The following is a 17,079-nucleotide window of genomic DNA, read 5'->3' on the forward strand; positions in this document are numbered from 1 at the left end:
CACTGCTTTGAGGTTGTGGATAAAGCTGACGTAGTTTGAAGAGATTTTCGAAGAGTATTATTCTTATTGCCAGGCACCTGAGTTGCCAACGTAGTAACCATCAGGCGTGTGGGTATTGCGAAGCATCTTACCTGATGAAGCCAGATAACACCACTTGCCATTGTCTTTGACCCAATCATTCGCAATCATGGCACCAGAAGAACTTACATAATACCATTCTCCCTTGTCATAAACCCAAGTGCTTGCTTTCATAGCTCCTGAGCAATTAGAGGCCAAAAAAACTGTCCAATATCATTCATTTTTTTAAAGCATTTGATACTACATCATCCACGCTGTAGGACATAGATACATCAAACGTAAGAGCCAAAATATCGAAAAATATACAACTTTTAAAGGCAACATTTCATTTTTTAAAGTCTAACAACCATAGAACTGAAATCAGAGCAAGGCATCAATTTCCTACTCTTAGTACGCCTATTTTGATGGTTGAAGTGAAGATTTTTTATTTAACGTAGACAATTCCCAACTTCCCAAAAGCCACATCTCCACGGATAATCAAGGTTTTACTGGTTGGGGCTAGAGGGGCATCTGCCTTGGCTACACCACAGAAAGTTTCCACCTTCAAATCAACTCTCCAATGTTGGGGAACATAGATAACTGCATTGCCAAAACCAACTTCGATATCCAGAGTAGCAAAATCACCTAACATCTCTGCATTGTCATAATATATCTTGGCATTGCCAAAACCAACTTCTACTTGATCCTCTACTAATTCTTGGTCTTGCTTGTAGAAAGTCCCAGTCCCAAAAGCAACTTCCTTATCTGTAAGAATGTTTTTTTCACCATCATACCACCATTTTTTTCCATTCCAAGTTCTGTTAGAATGAGTGAGTGCGCTGACACCCATTACAATTAAAATACTAGCCCAGAACAATGACTGATTTGGAATAGGTAAGATGTCATAAAAATGATTAGCAATCATGAGAGCTACAAAAGTTGTAAAAACTGCTGATGTCAGATGACGACGAAGCAAAGCTTCAACTGATTGATAGGCAAAAAATGCAATACCAAGCAAGGGCCAAATGTGCCCTCCAAGAGAAGGGATTCCAAAATTCCCCTGTAATAATACTAAGGCTGCCAATACTAGCAACACAATACCAAATACTTTCTTTTTCATGTTCTTACCTCATGTTTCTTAGATTTTCTTTTAGGAGGGATTGGTAATGCCGTGACACATGAACCTCCTTGTGGGTCTGATAAAAGGAAATGGTGCCCGTTCCTGAAAAGGACTTATCCACCGAATAGATTTGCCGGATATTAGCAATGGTCGACTTGGATACTCGACTGAAATAACGGGGCAGGATAGACTCCAACTCATAGAGTTTAAGCCGAACCTCGTAGGCATCTTTCTGGGTATGGGCGTAAATCTTGCTACCTTCCGTCTCAAAGAAGAGAATTTCCAATAAGTCCAGATAATATTCACCCGTCCCCTTGTAAAAAATCAACCTAGGAGACTTGGATTCTTGCAAGAGACGCTGCAAATCCGCAATCTCATCTGTCAAAGTCGCTGCCTTGATGACAATTTCAGTTTCCTCTAAATTGCTGTCAATTTCGATTCGTAACTTCATTCCATCTCCTTTCTGACTCTACTATATCAAAGCTAAAATAAGAAAACAAGAGCAAAAAAGCAAGTGGTTACTTTAGACTCGTAAGTGGTTGTTGGACCACCTTAACTTACAGGTCAAAATAGAAAGAAAAGCACACCCCACACAAGAGCACAAATATAGCCAACCACTACATCCTTGGGGAAATGCACTCCACCTATGACTCTCACTAGACCGAGGAGGGCTGACAAGACCAACAAGATAATCCCTACAGATAAACTAGCATGTAAGCAAGCCATGGAGATAATGGTGGCTGAAAAGACATGACGACTGGGCATAGACTGACCAGGACTATCTCTGTCAAGCAAGGGTTTAATATCCCATTCCTCATAAGGTCTAGGGGCATTGATTTTCTTACGGAAAAGAGACAAAATTACAAAACCTGACGCAGGGACAAACACATAGATCAAGACCTGTTTCCCAAGTCCTTGTTGGAGATAGGTAGTGGCTAACAAGGTTAGATAAATCATAGGCATAACTACTGTCATGAACCGATTGAAAGTTCTTAACAATCTCAGAAAGAAAGGATTGTTTTCAATCTTACCAGCAATATGGTCATACCATTCTTGATAATTTTTCATATCGATTTCTCATATTTTTCTAGAACTTGTTGAGATGTTTTCCCCTTGGCAAGCCAATCTACTAATTTGTCCAAGCGACGTATTTCTTGCAACAAAGGATCATCAATTTCCTCAATACTAACCCCACAAATCTTTCCTGTAATCGCTATCCGTTCAGGAGCATAAGACGGCGCCTGTCGAAAAAAATCTCCATCAGTAAGATCTTTATTCAGACAAGTGAGGATGTCACTCACTTCATAACCTGTCAGCCAACTGGTCACTTGGTGAACGGATTCTGCCCTTCCCCCCTTTCGCTCGACCTTGGCAAGCAAGGCTAGATAGACCGCAACAAATTTCATATTGTATAATTTCTGACTCATACTTCTCTCTTTCTATGTATACTAGTATAAATAAGAAAAAGAAGGCCGTCAAGCCTTCTTTCGATTTATTCTTCTGCTTTGTCTTCTGTAAATTGACTGTTGTAGAGGTCAGCGTAGAAACCAGCTTGCGCCATCAGCTCATCATGATTGCCTTGCTCGATGATATTGCCATCCTTCATAACCAGAATAAGATCAGCATTTCGGATAGTAGACAAGCGGTGGGCGATGACAAAGGAAGTTCTGCCTTCCATCAAACGATCCATAGCTTTCTGGATCAATTCCTCTGTACGGGTATCAACAGAAGAAGTCGCCTCATCTAGGATTAGGAGTGGCGCATCTTTCAGCAAAGCACGAGCAATAGTTAAGAGTTGTTTTTGTCCGACAGACAAGGTCACTGTGTCGTCCAAGACTGTATCGTAACCATCTGGCAGGGTCATGATAAAGTGGTGAATCCCCACAGCCTTGCTGGCTTCAATCACGCGCTCATCACTAATCCCCTTTTGGTTATAGATGAGATTATCTCGGATAGTGCCTTCAAAGAGCCAGGTGTCTTGCAAGACCATTGAAAAGGCATCATGTACTTCCGAACGCTTCATCTCCTTGGTATCCACGCCATCGATGCGGATACTTCCCTTATCAATCTCATAGAACTTCATCAAAAGATTGACAATGGTTGTCTTCCCAGCTCCAGTCGGTCCAACAATGGCAACCTTTTGACCTGCATGAGCGGTCGCAGAAAAGTCATGAATAATGGTTCGTTCTGGTGTGTATCCAAAAGAAACTCGATCAAAGACCACTTGACCTTTCATGTCGCTCAATTGTCTTGCTTTATGGAATTCATCTTCCATTTCCTCTTCACCCAAGAATTCGAAGACACGTCCCATGGCCGCACTAGCCTGCTGAAGACTGGTAATCCCTTGAGCGATTTGTGAAAGAGGCTGAGAAAAGATACGCACGTAGGCCATAAAGGCAACGATAATCCCAATACTGATGTGTCCATTTAAAGCCAAGGCTGCACCAACGATAATCACCAAGGCATAGCTAAAGTTCCCAATAAACATCATAATCGGCATCATAATCCCTGAAATAAACTGAGACTTCCAGATACTGTCATACAGACGATGGTTTAATTTCGCAAACTCTTTTTTCGTACTCTCGATGGCATTGTAACTGGTCACCACATTATGGCCAGAGTACATTTCCTCCACATAGCCATTGACAGCTGCCAAATCTTGTTGCTGACTCTTAAAGAAGCCCTGGGATTTGCCCATAAAGACAGACACGAAAGCAAAGCCAACAAGAGTTGACACAACCGTCACCAAGGCCAAAATCCAGTTCATCCCAAACATGGTTACCAAGACTGCTAAGACCAGTAAAGTGGATGAAAGAACTGTTCCCAGACTTTGATTAAGGGACTGGGCTGCAGTGTCAACATCATTGGTTACACGAGACAAGGTATCTCCTTGAGAATGTCCATCAAAATATCCCAATGGAAGGCTATTGATTTTCTCTGCAATGGCTGATCTCAAACGCTCTGAAAAACGTTGAATGGCTGTTGTAAACAGAAAGGCCTGTAAATAATTTGATAGGAGTCCAATCACATAAATGACGGTCAAAAAACCACCAATAGCTGCAACCATCGCGACATCCACACTTGTTTCTAGACCACTTGCAATGATATTGGTCATTTCCTTGATGCGGGTTGGACCATATACAGTAATGATATTGGATAAGATTGTTGCTAGAAAGGCGATTAGAAGGGCAAACTGGAGGCCTGCAAGATAGGGTTTACTCTGTTTCCAGAGAGACATTTTCTTATTTTCCATGTTCCAATTCCTCCTTCGATAGTTGTGAATAGGCAATTTCTTGGTAAACTTCGTTATTAGCTAGAAGTTCCTTGTGGGTGCCTTGTCCCACGACTTTTCCTTGATCCAAGACCAAAATCAAATCAGCATCCATAATCGTTGAAATACGCTGTGCGACGATAAGCTTGGTCATAGACTTGGTTTTCTCTGCTAGCTCTTGGCGTAGGACACTGTCTGTCTTGTAGTCCAAGGCTGAGAAGGAGTCATCAAAGATGAGGATTTCTGGCTTCCGAGCTAAGGCACGCGCAATTGCTAGACGCTGTCTTTGACCACCTGAGAAGTTGGTTCCTCCTTGGGCCACTTCTGACGCTAAGCCCGTTTCCTTGTCTTCGATAAAGTTCTTAGACTGAGCCAACTCCAAAGCCTGCCACATAGCCTGCTCACTAAGTGGTGTTTCTTGACTCCGTCCAAAGTCTAGATTGCCCTTGACATCACCTGAAAAGAGAACCGCTTTCTGAGGAATATAACCAACCTTGTTGCGCAAATCTTCTAAGGCATAGTCTTGAACATTGACACCGTCCACCAGAATCTCTCCTTCTGACACATCGTAGAAACGTGGAATCAGATTGACCAGAGTTGATTTACCTGAACCCGTTGACCCAATAAAGGCCACTGTTTGACCAGCGTCTGCTCTAAAGCTAACATGCTCGATAACTGCCTCCGAATTTGCCGCATAGCGGAAGGTCACATCCTTAAATTCGACCTGACCTTTGAGCTTTTCATCAGCCATCCGCACTTGAGCAGGATTTTGGATAGAAGAATGCAAATCTAGAACCTGATTAATCCGCTTAGCAGAGACCATGGTTCGGGGAAGAACGATGAAGAGCGCCCCCATGAGAAGGAAGCCCATGACAACCTGCATGGCATAAGACATGAAAACAACCATGTCACTAAAGAGAGGCAGACGCGCTGTCGCAGCAGCATCGTTGATTACATAGGCCCCAATCCAGTAAATCGCCACACTCAAACCACTTGAAATCCCCATCATGATGGGATTTAAAATGGCCATAAGACGGTTGACAAACAAATTCAAGCGTGTCAATTCATCATTTGCTGCTGCAAATTTTTCATTTTGGTACTTTTCAGCATTGTAGGCACGAACGACGCGAATACCTGTTAAACTTTCACGAGTGATACTGTTCAGTTTATCTGTCAGACTTTGAATCAAGGACTGTTTTGGAAAGGCTAGCGTCATCAAAACTGTCGTCATTAAAACGTTGACAATCACTGCCACAAGTACGGCCCAGAGCCAGTATTCTGAATGACCTAAAATCTTCCCGATAGCCCAAATAGCCATAATTGGACCACGCGTAACCACTTGCAAGCCCATAGTAATCAACATCTGAACCTGAGTAATATCATTGGTGGTACGAGTTAAAAGACTGGGAATAGAGAATTTCTTAATCTCTGTCTGCGAGTAATCCAAAACTCGGTTAAAATATCACTTCTCAGCCTACTAGTATAAGAAGCCGCCACTCGGGATGCAAAAAATCCAACTGCAACTACGGACAAGAAGGCAAGAAAGGACATTCCCACCATCATACTCGCCGGCTGCCACAACTCATCTAAATTAGTTCCTTGACTACCTAGCAAATCCGTAATTTTCGAGATATAGGTCGGCACTTCCAACTCCAGATAGACCGAAAAGCAAGTAAAGAGAATGGCTAGTAAAATCATCCCCCATTCTTTTCTACTAATTCGTTTGGCTAATTTCTTCATTCTCTCCTCCTATTCCCTTGATATTTGCCTGTAGTTGACCGAGAACTTTCTCAAAAATCAGTAATTCATCTTCATCAATGTCTTCCATCAACTGCTTGTCTATTCGTTCAAAAAAAGCCTTAACCTCTTGCATCTGAGAACGTGCTTTGTTCGTCAGACGAACAAATTTAGCCCGCTTATCGCTGGGATTCTCCTCCAATTCCACCAAACCATTTTGCACCATACGCTTGACCAAATTACTAGCAACAGACTTGGTAATATTGAGTTCCTGCTCGATATCTTTAATCAAGACCAAGTCTTGGTTTTTCTCGCGATTATCCAAAAAACGTACAACCTGACCTTGAGGCCCACCCATAAATTCAATACCACAACGTTTGGCTTCCTTTTGCACCATGAGGTGAATCTGATGACCAAAACGCTTAAAGACTAACATCGGTTTGTCCATAATCTCCTCCTTCTAAATAAAAATAGTTCTCTGGAGAACAATTAAGTTTCCATGAGAACTATTTTATCATTTTCAGAAAAGATGTCAAGAAAAAGTTTCCTAGAGAACTATTTTTTTGATTTAAAAAATCCCAAGTGATTTTTTCACTTAGGATCATGTTTGCTAGGTTAATTTAGAACCCGTCTACGTTTGTGTAGATTTTTTGTACGTCTTCGTCGTCTTCAAGAACGCTGTAAAGTTTTTCAAAGGTTTCAAGGTCATCGCCTGACAATTCCACTTCTGACTGAGGAATCATTTCCAATTCAGTCACTTGGAATTCTTCGATACCTGACTCACGAAGGGCAACGATAGCCTTGTGAAGGTCAGTTGGAGCTGTGTAAACTGTGATTGTACCTTCTTGTGCTTCTACATCATCCACATCCACATCTGCTTCAAGCAATTGCTCAAAGACTGCATCGGCATCTTCACCTGCAAATACGATAACTCCCTTGTTGTCAAAGAGGTATGAAACCGAACCTGAAGCGCCCATGTTTCCTCCGTTTTTACCAAAAGCTGCACGGACATTAGCCGCTGTACGGTTGACATTTGAAGTCAAAGTATCCACGATCAACATAGAACCATTTGGTCCAAAACCTTCGTAACGTCCTTCTGTAAAGGTTTCGTCTGTGTTTCCTTTTGCTTTATCAATCGCTTTATCAATAACGTGTTTTGGCACTTGGGCTTGTTTAGCACGGTCGATAACGAATTTCAAAGCTGAGTTTGATTCTGGATCTGGATCACCTTTTTTAGCTGCTACATAGATTTCTACACCAAATTTTGCATATACTTTAGAGTTAGCTCCATCTTTAGCCGTTTTCTTGGCTACGATATTGGCCCATTTACGTCCCATTAAGAATCTCCTTTTTTCACATTTTAATCTTTCTTATTATAACACAAGTTTTTTCGATTTTCACTAGAGGAAATGGATTTTATTAGCAAATACAGCTAGGATTGCACTTTGGTTACCAAGATTGCCTTTCTATCCTTATCAACATTCAAAAAACAAACTAGACCATATCTGCAAATAGAAAGTTTCAGCCAAGTTTGACAAAGTCCGCTCAAGCTACTGTTTTGAGGTTGTAGATATAAGCGACAAAAACCATTATACTGCACCTTTTGTTGACAGTCTACTCCAGACGTATCATAGTTCAAGTAAATACTTTGAAATTCAACAGTTCTTATAGGTGCTATTGTATTCTAAGAAATCAATAGAAGAGTTTCTAAACAAAACCATAATTTATATGTTCCTGAAACAGAAATTTATGTTCTTTTTGATTTTACATAATACTGAAGTTAGACTAGTACAACGGCACTTCTAAAACAAGCAAAAGGTAGCTAATTCCCTGTATAGCAAGGAGTTTCACTACCCTTTTTACTTTTTCTTACAGCCACTGTTTGATAGACTCATTTTAAAATCACGAGCCTAATCATTTTCTACCTTATCTTCTACCTGAGGATAAAGAGTCGTTCCCCAAATAGAAATCGTCCGCTTACGCACTAGCGGCAAATCAGTTTTTTCATAAACCGTACGCCACCATTCCCAGGCAAGTCCTGTACACTCCCTAATTTTGATAGAGAGATTGCGAACATTCCCTTTTAAAGGAATACTAGTGGTAAAATGAGCCGTCAAATCCTGGCCATTTCTGTCCCAAGCCTTAGGAGTCAAAACTTCTTTACCTTGATAATCATAGGATAATTCATCCCAAGTAATGTAATATTGGGCAACATAGGCACCACTATGATCCAGCAGTAAATCTCCGTTTCTGTAAGCTGTCACCTTAGTCTCAACATAGTCTGTACTGTTTTGAAAGGTCGCAACTACATTGTCCCGTAAAAAAGAAGTTGTATAGGAAATCGGCAAGCCTGGATGATCTGCTGTAAAGCGACTGCCTTCTTGAATCAAGTCCTCTACCATATCCACCTTGCCTGTTACAACTCGGGCACCCGAACTTGGGTCGCCTCCTAAAATAACTGCCTTCACTTCTGTATTGTCCAAAATCTGCTTCCACTCTGTCTGAGGAGCTACCTTGACTCCTTTTATCAAAGCTTCAAAAGCAGCCTCGACTTCATCACTCTTACTCGTAGTTTCCAACTTGAGATAGACCTGACGCCCGTAAGCAACACTCGAAATATAGACCAAAGGACGCTCTGCAGAAATTCCTCTCTGCCTCAAATCCTCTACCGTTACAGTATCTTGAAATACATCTCCTGGATTTTTAACAGCATCTACGCTGACTGTATAATAAATCTGCTTAAAATTGACAATCTGAATCTGCTTTTCGCCCGAATGGACAGAGTTAAAATCAATATCAAGAGAATTCCCTGTCTTTTCAAAGTCAGAACCAAACTTGACCTTGAGTTGTTCCATGCTGTGAGCCGTGATTTTTTCATACTGCATTCTAGCTGGGACATTATTGACCTGACCATAATCTTGATGCCACTTGGCCAACAAATCGTTTACCGCTCCGCGAACACTTGAATTGCTGGGATCTTCTACTTGGAGAAAGCTATCACTACTTGCCAAACCAGGCAAATCAATACTATAAGTCATTGGGGCACGATCGACCGCAAGAAGAGTGGGATTATTCTCTAACAAGGTCTCATCCACTACGAGAAGCGCTCCAGGATAGAGGCGACTGTCGTTGGTAGCTGTTACAGAAATATCACTTGTATTTGTCGACAGGCTCCGCTTCTTTCTTTCGATAACAACAAACTCATCGGGTAGCTGATTCCCCTCTTTAATGAAACGATTTTCAATACTCTCTCCCTGATGGGTCAAGAGTTTCTTTTTATCATAATCCATAGCTAGTATAAAGTCATTTACTGCTTTATTTGTCATCTTCTACCTCCTAATAAGTTCCTGGATTGAGTTGCATAAACTCAGACTTGTTCAGCGAAATCAGCCGTGGTTGGACTAAGTGCTCCAAAATTTCCTCGTATAATTCTTCTGAGACATTGCGTCGCCGTCTGGCTAGATAAGAAGTCGGAATGACCGTATTATCCAACATAAATACCTTATCTAAGTCAATCAAGGTTGGTCTTGTAAAAGGATTACGAGCTAGATCCGGCTCTTCTATCATAAAGTTCTTGACCAAACGTCTGGTCAAGAGAGCTGGTTTGAAGGTCTGATTTTTAACCAACTCTTTGTTTTTAGTCGTGCTGTTGTCAATACAGATATACATATGATTCTTCACAGCCAAATCGCTACTAATACTTGGAAAAGGCAAATAAAGAGCTACAACATCTCCTCTCTTAATCAAGCAAGAGCACCCCCTTTTCTCCTAATGTAACATAGACAGGATTGACCAAGTCTTCTGATTGGCTCAGAATTTCCAAAGTTTGAGTTTGGCGCCCTGTCAATTTAGTAGCATCTTGTCTCTTCAATACAAAATGCTTGTCGCCAATTACCTTGACACTATAATCCTTCTCCAAAGCTGACTGGTAAATCCACATCAGATCTTGTCTGTCCTGAGAACTCAAGAGAGAAGGATGTTCAAGTCTCCCGACAGCCTGATAAAAATCAAAAACAGGAGCTAACTCTTGCCAATCTGACTGGCTAGTTGTCAAGGCTAGAAAAAGGGCTTTGCGAGCTGATACTTCTTGGTTAGCCTTGAGAGTCCCTTTTCCCTCCAAGTTTTTTAGAAAGTGGGAAACTCCAGAAAGCAAATCTTTCTCTAACTGTGAGAAATAAAAACCTTGCCTTCCCAGACATAAGTCTCTCAAGTCGCTTTCTCTAGCAAATAAGAGTTCAAACAGTTGATAGTAAAAGAAAAATATCTGGCACTGAGTCGCGCTCATCTTTTCCTTATCGGCTTCTTTTTTTAACCAGAGCAAGGGCAATAGGTAGCTGGATTGATACATTTCCTCCACCTCCTACTCTTTTTTCTCTGGAGCATCTGCACTAGCTGCCACTTCTTTTGACTGGATACTTTCCCACTGGTTGATTTCCTCTGAGATAATACCTTCGCATGTCTTGACAAATAGAGCAAAAGCCTTGGTTTTTCCTGCATATTTCTCCGTTTGACATTGATAGAGGAATTTTTCTCTCTCCAGGAGTTGCGCAGTCTTTTGGTAAGAAATCCAGTGTTCCTTGGCATTATACAAATTGAGGATCCCCTCACACAGCAAACCGAGACTGGACAAGGCAACCGAAATCAAACGGTAGCGATCACCTGGCATAGGAATAGCACAAAAAACAGCTATGAGGAAACCTGCCACGATTTCTGTTATTTTTAATACCTTATAGCGTCTACGATGTTGAACGCTTTTCTTTAAAAAATGAGCTATCTGTACGTCTAATCGCTCTGTCAGGTACATTTCTTCTGGCGTCATATTCGTAATCCCTTTCATTTACTTTGATAATCATAGTATAACATATTTGAATATCAAAGTATAGTAAAAACTGGAAAGCTATATCTTATTATAAAATCCAAATATGAAATGTTTATGAAATAAGGGAAAAATATCACAAAGAGGATAGCACAAAAAGTTTCAAAATGATAAAAGCGCATAATACCTTGCCTTAAAAAGCTTGATATTATGCGTTTTATCAGAGAAAAATTTTCTGAATGTTCACCTCAAATTGAGTTTTTCCAACATTCTTTCAATCACTATTCTAGCTAGTTTCCGACTCATCTAAGCATTGCTTATCTTAACTGAGCAAGAATAGCTTTGAGTTTCTCAATCAACTCATCTTCTGTGTGGTCAGACTCTTTCTCATTGGCTAGGAAGGCAACCGCTTGAGTGAGTGCTTCTCGTGCTTGGTCGAGAACTTTGGCATCTACATTTGTAAGGTCGCTTTCTTGCAGAACCTTAGTCAATTCCTTGGTCAATTTCTTAAGCTCTGACTCTTTCTTACGACGAGCGATGAGGAAGAGAAGGAGACCAAGAAGGGCGAGCAGGCTGCCAATCATCGTACCATATGGAAGATGACCTTGCTCTTTGCTTGTTTCTTTCGTTTCTTCTTCATCCTTAGTCGCTTGCTTGCCTTTCAAGGATTCGAGTGCTTCTTTGACCTTAGCAGTAACCTCTCTCAAGCCTGCCTCTGTCAAGTCAGCATTTCTAAGGGCTGCTTGACCCTCTCCGAGAATGACCTTCGCAGCGTCGATGACAGATTGATCAATACCATCCAAGTCTTTCAAACGAGTTTCCAAGTCTTGAATCAAATCTCTTAAGACGGATTTATCAACCTGTTTCTCTTGACTCGATTGAGTGCCTCCAGCAAAGGATACACTTCTTCGGCTACGAGCTGGCGCCGTCACAGAACTTCCAGATAGCCCTTGTGGAGACTCTGGTGCTGTCGCATTTCCTGTTTCCCTATCTTGAGCAGATGGAGCAGTAGCTTGATCCGTCGAATCTCCTGAATGAGCTGGAATACTTGGAGTAGTAGGCTGATCTTGGTTATTTGCATCGCCTTGACCGCCATCATCAGATGGAGCTGGTCTATCTCCTTGGCTAGCCGTATCCCCTCTACTATCTGAACCTGCTTGGTTAGCACCATTACCTGGTGTGGATGAGTTTCCTTGGTTAATACGAGTAGAAAGATCTTCAAGAATTTTATCGAGGGCGCTTAAGCCATCGTTCTTAGCTTGGTCTACCGTAGACTGATCACCTGCATTGTTAATCTTAGTCTTCGCTTGATCCGCCGCAGTCTTAACCGCTTCTTTCGCTTCGGTCTTCTCTGCATCAGACAAGCTCTGGTTCGTCGTGATGGCTTGGTCTTTCGCTTTCTTCGCTTCATCAACGGCTTTGAGGGCGTTCTCTTTCCCTACTGGGTTAACATTCTGAATGCCTTGGAGACCTTCTGACTTAGCTTGGTCTACCGTAGACTGATCACCTGCATTGTTAATCTTAGTCTTCGCTTGATCCGCCGCAGTCTTAACCGCTTCTTTCGCTTCGGTCTTCTCTGCATCAGACAAGCTCTGGTTCGTCGTGATGGCTTGGTCTTTCGCTTTCTTCGCTTCATCAACGGCTTTGAGGGCGTTCTCTTTCCCTACTGGGTTAACATTCTGAATGCCTTGGAGACATTCTGACTTAGCTTGGTCTACCGTAGACTGATCACCTGCATTGTTAATCTTAGTCTTCGCTTGATCCGCCGCAGTCTTAACCGCTTCTTTCGCTTCGGTCTTCTCTGCATCAGACAAGCTCTGGTTCGTCGTGATGGCTTGGTCTTTCGCTTTCTTCGCTTCATCAACGGCTTTGAGGGCGTTCTCTTTCCCTACTGGGTTAACATTCTGAATACCTTGGAGACCTTCTGACTTAGCTTGGTCTACCGTAGACTGATCACCTGCATTGTTAATCTTAGTCTTCGCTTGATCCGCCGCAGTCTTAACCGCTTCTTTCGCTTCGGTCTTCTCTGCATCAGACAAGCTCTGGTTCGTCGTGATGGCTTGGTCTTTCGCTTTCTTCGCTTCATCAACGGCTTTGAGGGCGTTCTCTTTCCCTACTGGGTTAACATTCTGAATGTCACTCAAGCCTTGTTGTAGGGAATTCTCGACTTCACCGATATTCTGAGCTTGATTGATTCCACTTGTAGCTCGCCTTGCATAAATATCAACTTTACTAGTGGCACCTCTTTGCTCCACTTCGGACAAGTTCCTATTACCAGTAATGCTATTATTTTTGTCTCTACGCGCTTGCTCTATCTGTTTAAGAGCATCCTCTTTGAACTCCGTAGTGGTTCTACTATGCCACTGATTGACAAGGAAAACTTCGTGACCATCTTGCCCACGAAATCCAGCTGCATAATCTAGTTTACCAAGATCATTATTTCCCTCAGTTTCAAAGGTTAGCATATAAGAACGGTCTGAGTTAGGAAGTTGGAAGTAATACAACGATGCAGCAGCATCTCTTTTAATATTTTCTAGCTTTTCATTGGATATAGCTTGAGCCTCCCGACTTTCAGCTTGTCTTTCATAAGGATTAGCATTATAACGGCGCCCTCTAGCTAAATCTTCTAAATTCCGACGCGGAAAAACCGTAGGTCCAAATTTCTTAGGTAAACCACTATTTGAGATCGTTCCTTTCGTTACATCTCCGAGCCCTATATTTGCTCTCTTTAATTTTTCTACCAAATCTCGACCATCTTGAGGCGGAGCATATCCTCCCCCGCCACGGTCATAATAACTGATTCCTACAGTATTCGTTTTAACAGTTTGCCCGCTTGGGACAGTGAACCACACTTCTGTGTGACCTGGAAGCGTCCTATGATTATCTTTATTGATTTGAATTGTCCATCTAAAACCGTTATTAGTGGGTTTTACTGTGACGTTTAGATACTTATATCCACCTTTAACAAATGCAGTAGAATTATCCCTCGGACGTCTGTCTGAGAAGAATACATAGGTGTATTTATCGTAAGGAGAATGACCCTTTATGTCCGTCCTCTCAAAGTAACTTTCTCTAGCTGTTAGAAAGTCCTGAGAGTAGTTTTCGCTAGCTCTTGCCACCCTTGCAGACCTTCCACTATAGTTAGCACTACGAAAGTCAGAGTAGCCACCATCACGTGGTTGCGGGGTTACTCCTCCAGCTGTAGTTTCCTCACCATATTTTTCTTCCAGCACTCCTTCGATCAGGTCCCGGGATTTTTTCAGGTCGACTAGGGCAGCCGCAAAATCTTCTTGGCTGATGGTATCACCTTTAGAAAAGGCTTCATTAAACTTATCAGCTGCTGCTTTTGCTGCTTGGATTTTACTTTCTTCAGCCCCCTCTTTTCGAAGTTGTTTATAGATAAATTCCAACTCATCTTTTAGTTTATAGGCTCCATCACCCTGATTGCTATAGGTTGGAAGTTCTTGTCGACTAGGCTTTTCACTAGATTCAGTTTTTTCTGAGTTACCTACAGTTTCTGGATTCGCCTGATCTACAGCTGGTGTGGCTTGGCTCAAACCACCTCTTTTACGACGTTTTCCACCAGTTGCTTGCTCAGTTGCAGTTCTGTTTGGTTCGACAAGCTTATTATTTGTCGAACTTGCTTCACCCAAGTCTGTCAATTTTGGTAGCGATGGCTTCAAGGCTTGATTGACACGACGAATTAGGTCTTCCATCAGTCTTACTTGCTCATCAACCTGCGCTTGCGTCGCTTTTGGATCGTCCAAAACTGCCTTAGCTGCTGCTAGACGCGATTCCACTTCATCGTGGAGCGCTTTCATGGAGCTAAGAGTTAGTTTTTCCAACAAAGCTTGCAGATTGCCTTGGAGTGATTTAGCTTCTGTCGTTTTAGTGACAGATGTGGGCTGGTCTTGCTCTTTTACTGCTCCTCCTTGAGAAGTTTCTTGAGCAGCTGGTTTCGTCTCTGGTTTGGTAGGAGCAAGGCCAGCTGTTTCCTGCCCCTTACTAGCGTCCTCGATTTTAGTCTCTGGAGAGTTTGACTCCCCTGTAGACTTGAGCTCAGCCGACGGTTCAGTCTGAGAGACCTTCTCTGGCTCTTCCCCATCTGACTCCTGTGGTTCCCCATCTGAATTTCCAGCAGATCCAGCAACTACATCACTGGCTGTTGCCGAAGATACTGCAGGTGCCTGCGCTTGCACCCCATTTGCGAAAAACATCAATGCCGCAACCGCAACACTAGCAGCCCCAAAATGGTATTTACGAATGGAATAACGGAAAATTTTCTCTCCATTGCCATCATTCTTTTTCTTGAACATAAGTGAATCCTTTCCTCATCTGAGAGCTTCCCCGAGCTTAGAAAGCGCGCAAAAAGCCGACAGTCGATAATATATCAATCATATAGTAACACTTCTGACATACAAGTCAACCTCCTCGCTGACAAGATAGAGTCAGGAAAGGCAAGAAAAAAGCGACAATATATATATATATATATATATATGCACAGACATATAAAACCTTTTAATACAGCCTATTTTTTAACAAATAGCGAAACAGTTATGCTACATTTATATATGTACAACACCTTTTTGTGCCAATATTACAATATTGTTACATTTTAATTACACAATCGTTTCAAGAAATATGATGGAAACCTGAGTATTTTATAGTAATTCCCTTCCTATCAATTAGGTCAACAGTCGAGTGTTACACCCTATCCTCATCAAAGGACTATGATCAGCATTTCCTAGCCACTAGGACGCTCCAAACCACCTATTTAAGTCCATCATCATAGCTTGGTCAGTAAAATACAGACTGCAAGGCGACGCTGATGTGGTTTGAAGAGATTTTCATTGAGTATAATTTTAACTTCTTATTTTTCATTCCTATTCCTTAAATAAAAAGCTCACTAAAAAAGTGAGCAACATTTCCAATGAGATACTTCTGTTGACGAGCGCGTCTCTCCGCCCCCTCATTGCCTTGCGAAGAGGCTTGGCGAATCGAAAGGAGGTGTTTTTTCCTGTTTTCAATTCTACTTATTTTTGCACATTTTTTTAATTTTATCAAACAAAAAAACGCAAGCCGAAGCCTGCGAAAAGTTTTTTTATAACCATTTAATTTCTTTCACATCTGTTTTACGAACTTTAGCATATTTCTTAGCGCTTGTAAAATGTAGAGTAACCGGTTTAAACACTCCACTTTTATCTCTTCGTAAACCTAAAATTGCGGATCTTTTGTTTCTATCTTCAAAAAATATGACGTCCAACTTCATAGTGTTTTTAGATAAATCTTTGGCTAGGATACAACAACTTGTTATCTTAGAATAGAAGATATCACCGATAAAACTATACAAAGATATCCTTTCTATAACATCGTTGTACATGGGATTATTTTTATATTCTTCCAAAATAAAAACACCAGCTTGAATAGCAGGTATTGTTTGACTAGCATAATCTCGTGTGATTTTGTGCAAGCCAAATAAGTGATGTAAATCAGTCAAGCAAAAATCTACTTCGAAAGTCTCTAAATGCTTATAATTCGTTGATACTTGACATGTTTTTCCATCGAATTTCTCTTGATAATCTAAAATACAATCAAGTAATTTCAACGACAAACTCCATATTTTCTCAAAATAAAAAAAGCACGGGGCAGTTCTCACTACTGCCCAAAGTGGATGATTAGAGTCGGCTTCTCTAACTCCCTATGTTGTGCTTATTAGGCTTATCGCAAGGGAACAGTTTTTAGCTCTGCCAAGCCACATAGCGTGCTTACTACTATGTGTCCATGTCTCCATGGATTGCCGAGCGGTTTAACGACGTTTTGGGAGTCGGGATAACGAGAAAAGTGATACTTTTACGTTTTTTCCAACTTAATTATGACATCTTTCTTTAAAAAAGTCAATATTTATCGCTTTCTTTAACGAAAAAAATCCCACAAGAACGAATCCTGTGGGGAGATACACATTTTAGAAAAGCTTTCCTTTATTCTATCATTTTTATTACATTTTATCATTCAGTATGATAAAATACAAGTTTTTTGATAAAATAACCAAAAACTACTCGCGGGACTTTGACAGTTGTG

13 protein-coding genes and 2 pseudogenes are annotated in these 17,079 nt (G+C 41.4%); all 15 read right to left on the bottom strand.

Annotated elements, in window-relative coordinates:
- Positions 1-63: 63 nt before the first annotated feature.
- Positions 64-279 (bottom strand): annotated as a pseudogene (locus HT669_RS08460) (N-acetylmuramoyl-L-alanine amidase family protein); the annotation flags it as partial.
- Between the two features lie 223 nt (positions 280-502).
- Entirely contained in the window at positions 503-1,177 is a 675-nt protein-coding gene (locus HT669_RS08465; protein WP_172922181.1) for a hypothetical protein, read from the bottom strand.
- 4 nt (positions 1,178-1,181) lie between these two features.
- Complete coding sequence (locus HT669_RS08470) at positions 1,182-1,628, bottom strand: LytTR family DNA-binding domain-containing protein (protein WP_119947723.1); 447 nt, start codon at positions 1,626-1,628, stop codon at positions 1,182-1,184.
- Between the two features lie 113 nt (positions 1,629-1,741).
- On the bottom strand, positions 1,742-2,245 hold the full coding sequence (locus tag HT669_RS08475; protein ID WP_172922180.1) for a phosphatase PAP2 family protein: 504 nt from the start codon (positions 2,243-2,245) through the stop codon (positions 1,742-1,744).
- The gene (locus HT669_RS08480) at positions 2,242-2,604 is read right to left on the bottom strand and encodes a DUF2200 family protein (protein WP_172922179.1); all 363 of its coding nucleotides are present in this window, start codon (positions 2,602-2,604) and stop codon (positions 2,242-2,244) included. The genes HT669_RS08475 and HT669_RS08480 overlap by 4 nt, the downstream gene beginning before the upstream one ends.
- 65 nt (positions 2,605-2,669) lie before the next feature.
- Positions 2,670-4,430, bottom strand: a complete 1,761-nt coding sequence (locus tag HT669_RS08485) for an ABC transporter ATP-binding protein (protein ID WP_172922178.1) — start codon at positions 4,428-4,430, stop codon at positions 2,670-2,672.
- Positions 4,420-6,188 (bottom strand): annotated as a pseudogene (locus HT669_RS08490) (ABC transporter ATP-binding protein). The gene HT669_RS08485 and the pseudogene HT669_RS08490 overlap by 11 nt, the downstream one beginning before the upstream one ends.
- The gene (locus HT669_RS08495) at positions 6,163-6,633 is read right to left on the bottom strand and encodes a MarR family winged helix-turn-helix transcriptional regulator (protein ID WP_000360544.1); all 471 of its coding nucleotides are present in this window, start codon (positions 6,631-6,633) and stop codon (positions 6,163-6,165) included. Before HT669_RS08495 ends, HT669_RS08490 begins: the two are co-directional and overlap by 26 nt.
- Positions 6,634-6,805: 172 nt before the next feature.
- Entirely contained in the window at positions 6,806-7,522 is a 717-nt protein-coding gene (locus tag HT669_RS08500; protein ID WP_172922177.1) for a YebC/PmpR family DNA-binding transcriptional regulator, read from the bottom strand.
- A gap of 573 nt (positions 7,523-8,095) precedes the next feature.
- Positions 8,096-9,511: a cholesterol-dependent cytolysin pneumolysin gene (gene ply / locus HT669_RS08505; protein WP_166735376.1), complete on the bottom strand. Its 1,416-nt coding sequence runs from the start codon at positions 9,509-9,511 to the stop codon at positions 8,096-8,098.
- Between the two features lie 10 nt (positions 9,512-9,521).
- The gene (locus HT669_RS08510) at positions 9,522-9,932 is read right to left on the bottom strand and encodes a hypothetical protein (protein ID WP_240147739.1); all 411 of its coding nucleotides are present in this window, start codon (positions 9,930-9,932) and stop codon (positions 9,522-9,524) included.
- A complete protein-coding gene (locus HT669_RS08515; RefSeq protein WP_172922176.1) occupies positions 9,925-10,533 on the bottom strand; it encodes a hypothetical protein in 609 nt (202 codons plus the stop codon). Before HT669_RS08515 ends, HT669_RS08510 begins: the two co-directional genes overlap by 8 nt.
- Positions 10,534-10,545: 12 nt before the next feature.
- A complete protein-coding gene (locus tag HT669_RS08520) occupies positions 10,546-11,004 on the bottom strand; it encodes a DUF4231 domain-containing protein (RefSeq protein WP_100104869.1) in 459 nt (152 codons plus the stop codon).
- Between the two features lie 314 nt (positions 11,005-11,318).
- Positions 11,319-15,317, bottom strand: a complete 3,999-nt coding sequence (locus HT669_RS11240; protein ID WP_240153506.1) for a DUF1542 domain-containing protein — start codon at positions 15,315-15,317, stop codon at positions 11,319-11,321.
- Positions 15,318-16,102: 785 nt separating this feature from the next.
- Positions 16,103-16,657, bottom strand: a complete 555-nt coding sequence (locus tag HT669_RS08545) for a PBECR4 domain-containing protein (RefSeq protein ID WP_306416194.1) — start codon at positions 16,655-16,657, stop codon at positions 16,103-16,105.
- Between the last annotated feature and the right edge of the window lie 422 nt (positions 16,658-17,079).

Origin of the sequence: Streptococcus sp. 2100 (assembly GCF_013276335.1) — a bacterium.
GTDB lineage: Bacteria > Bacillota > Bacilli > Lactobacillales > Streptococcaceae > Streptococcus > Streptococcus pseudopneumoniae.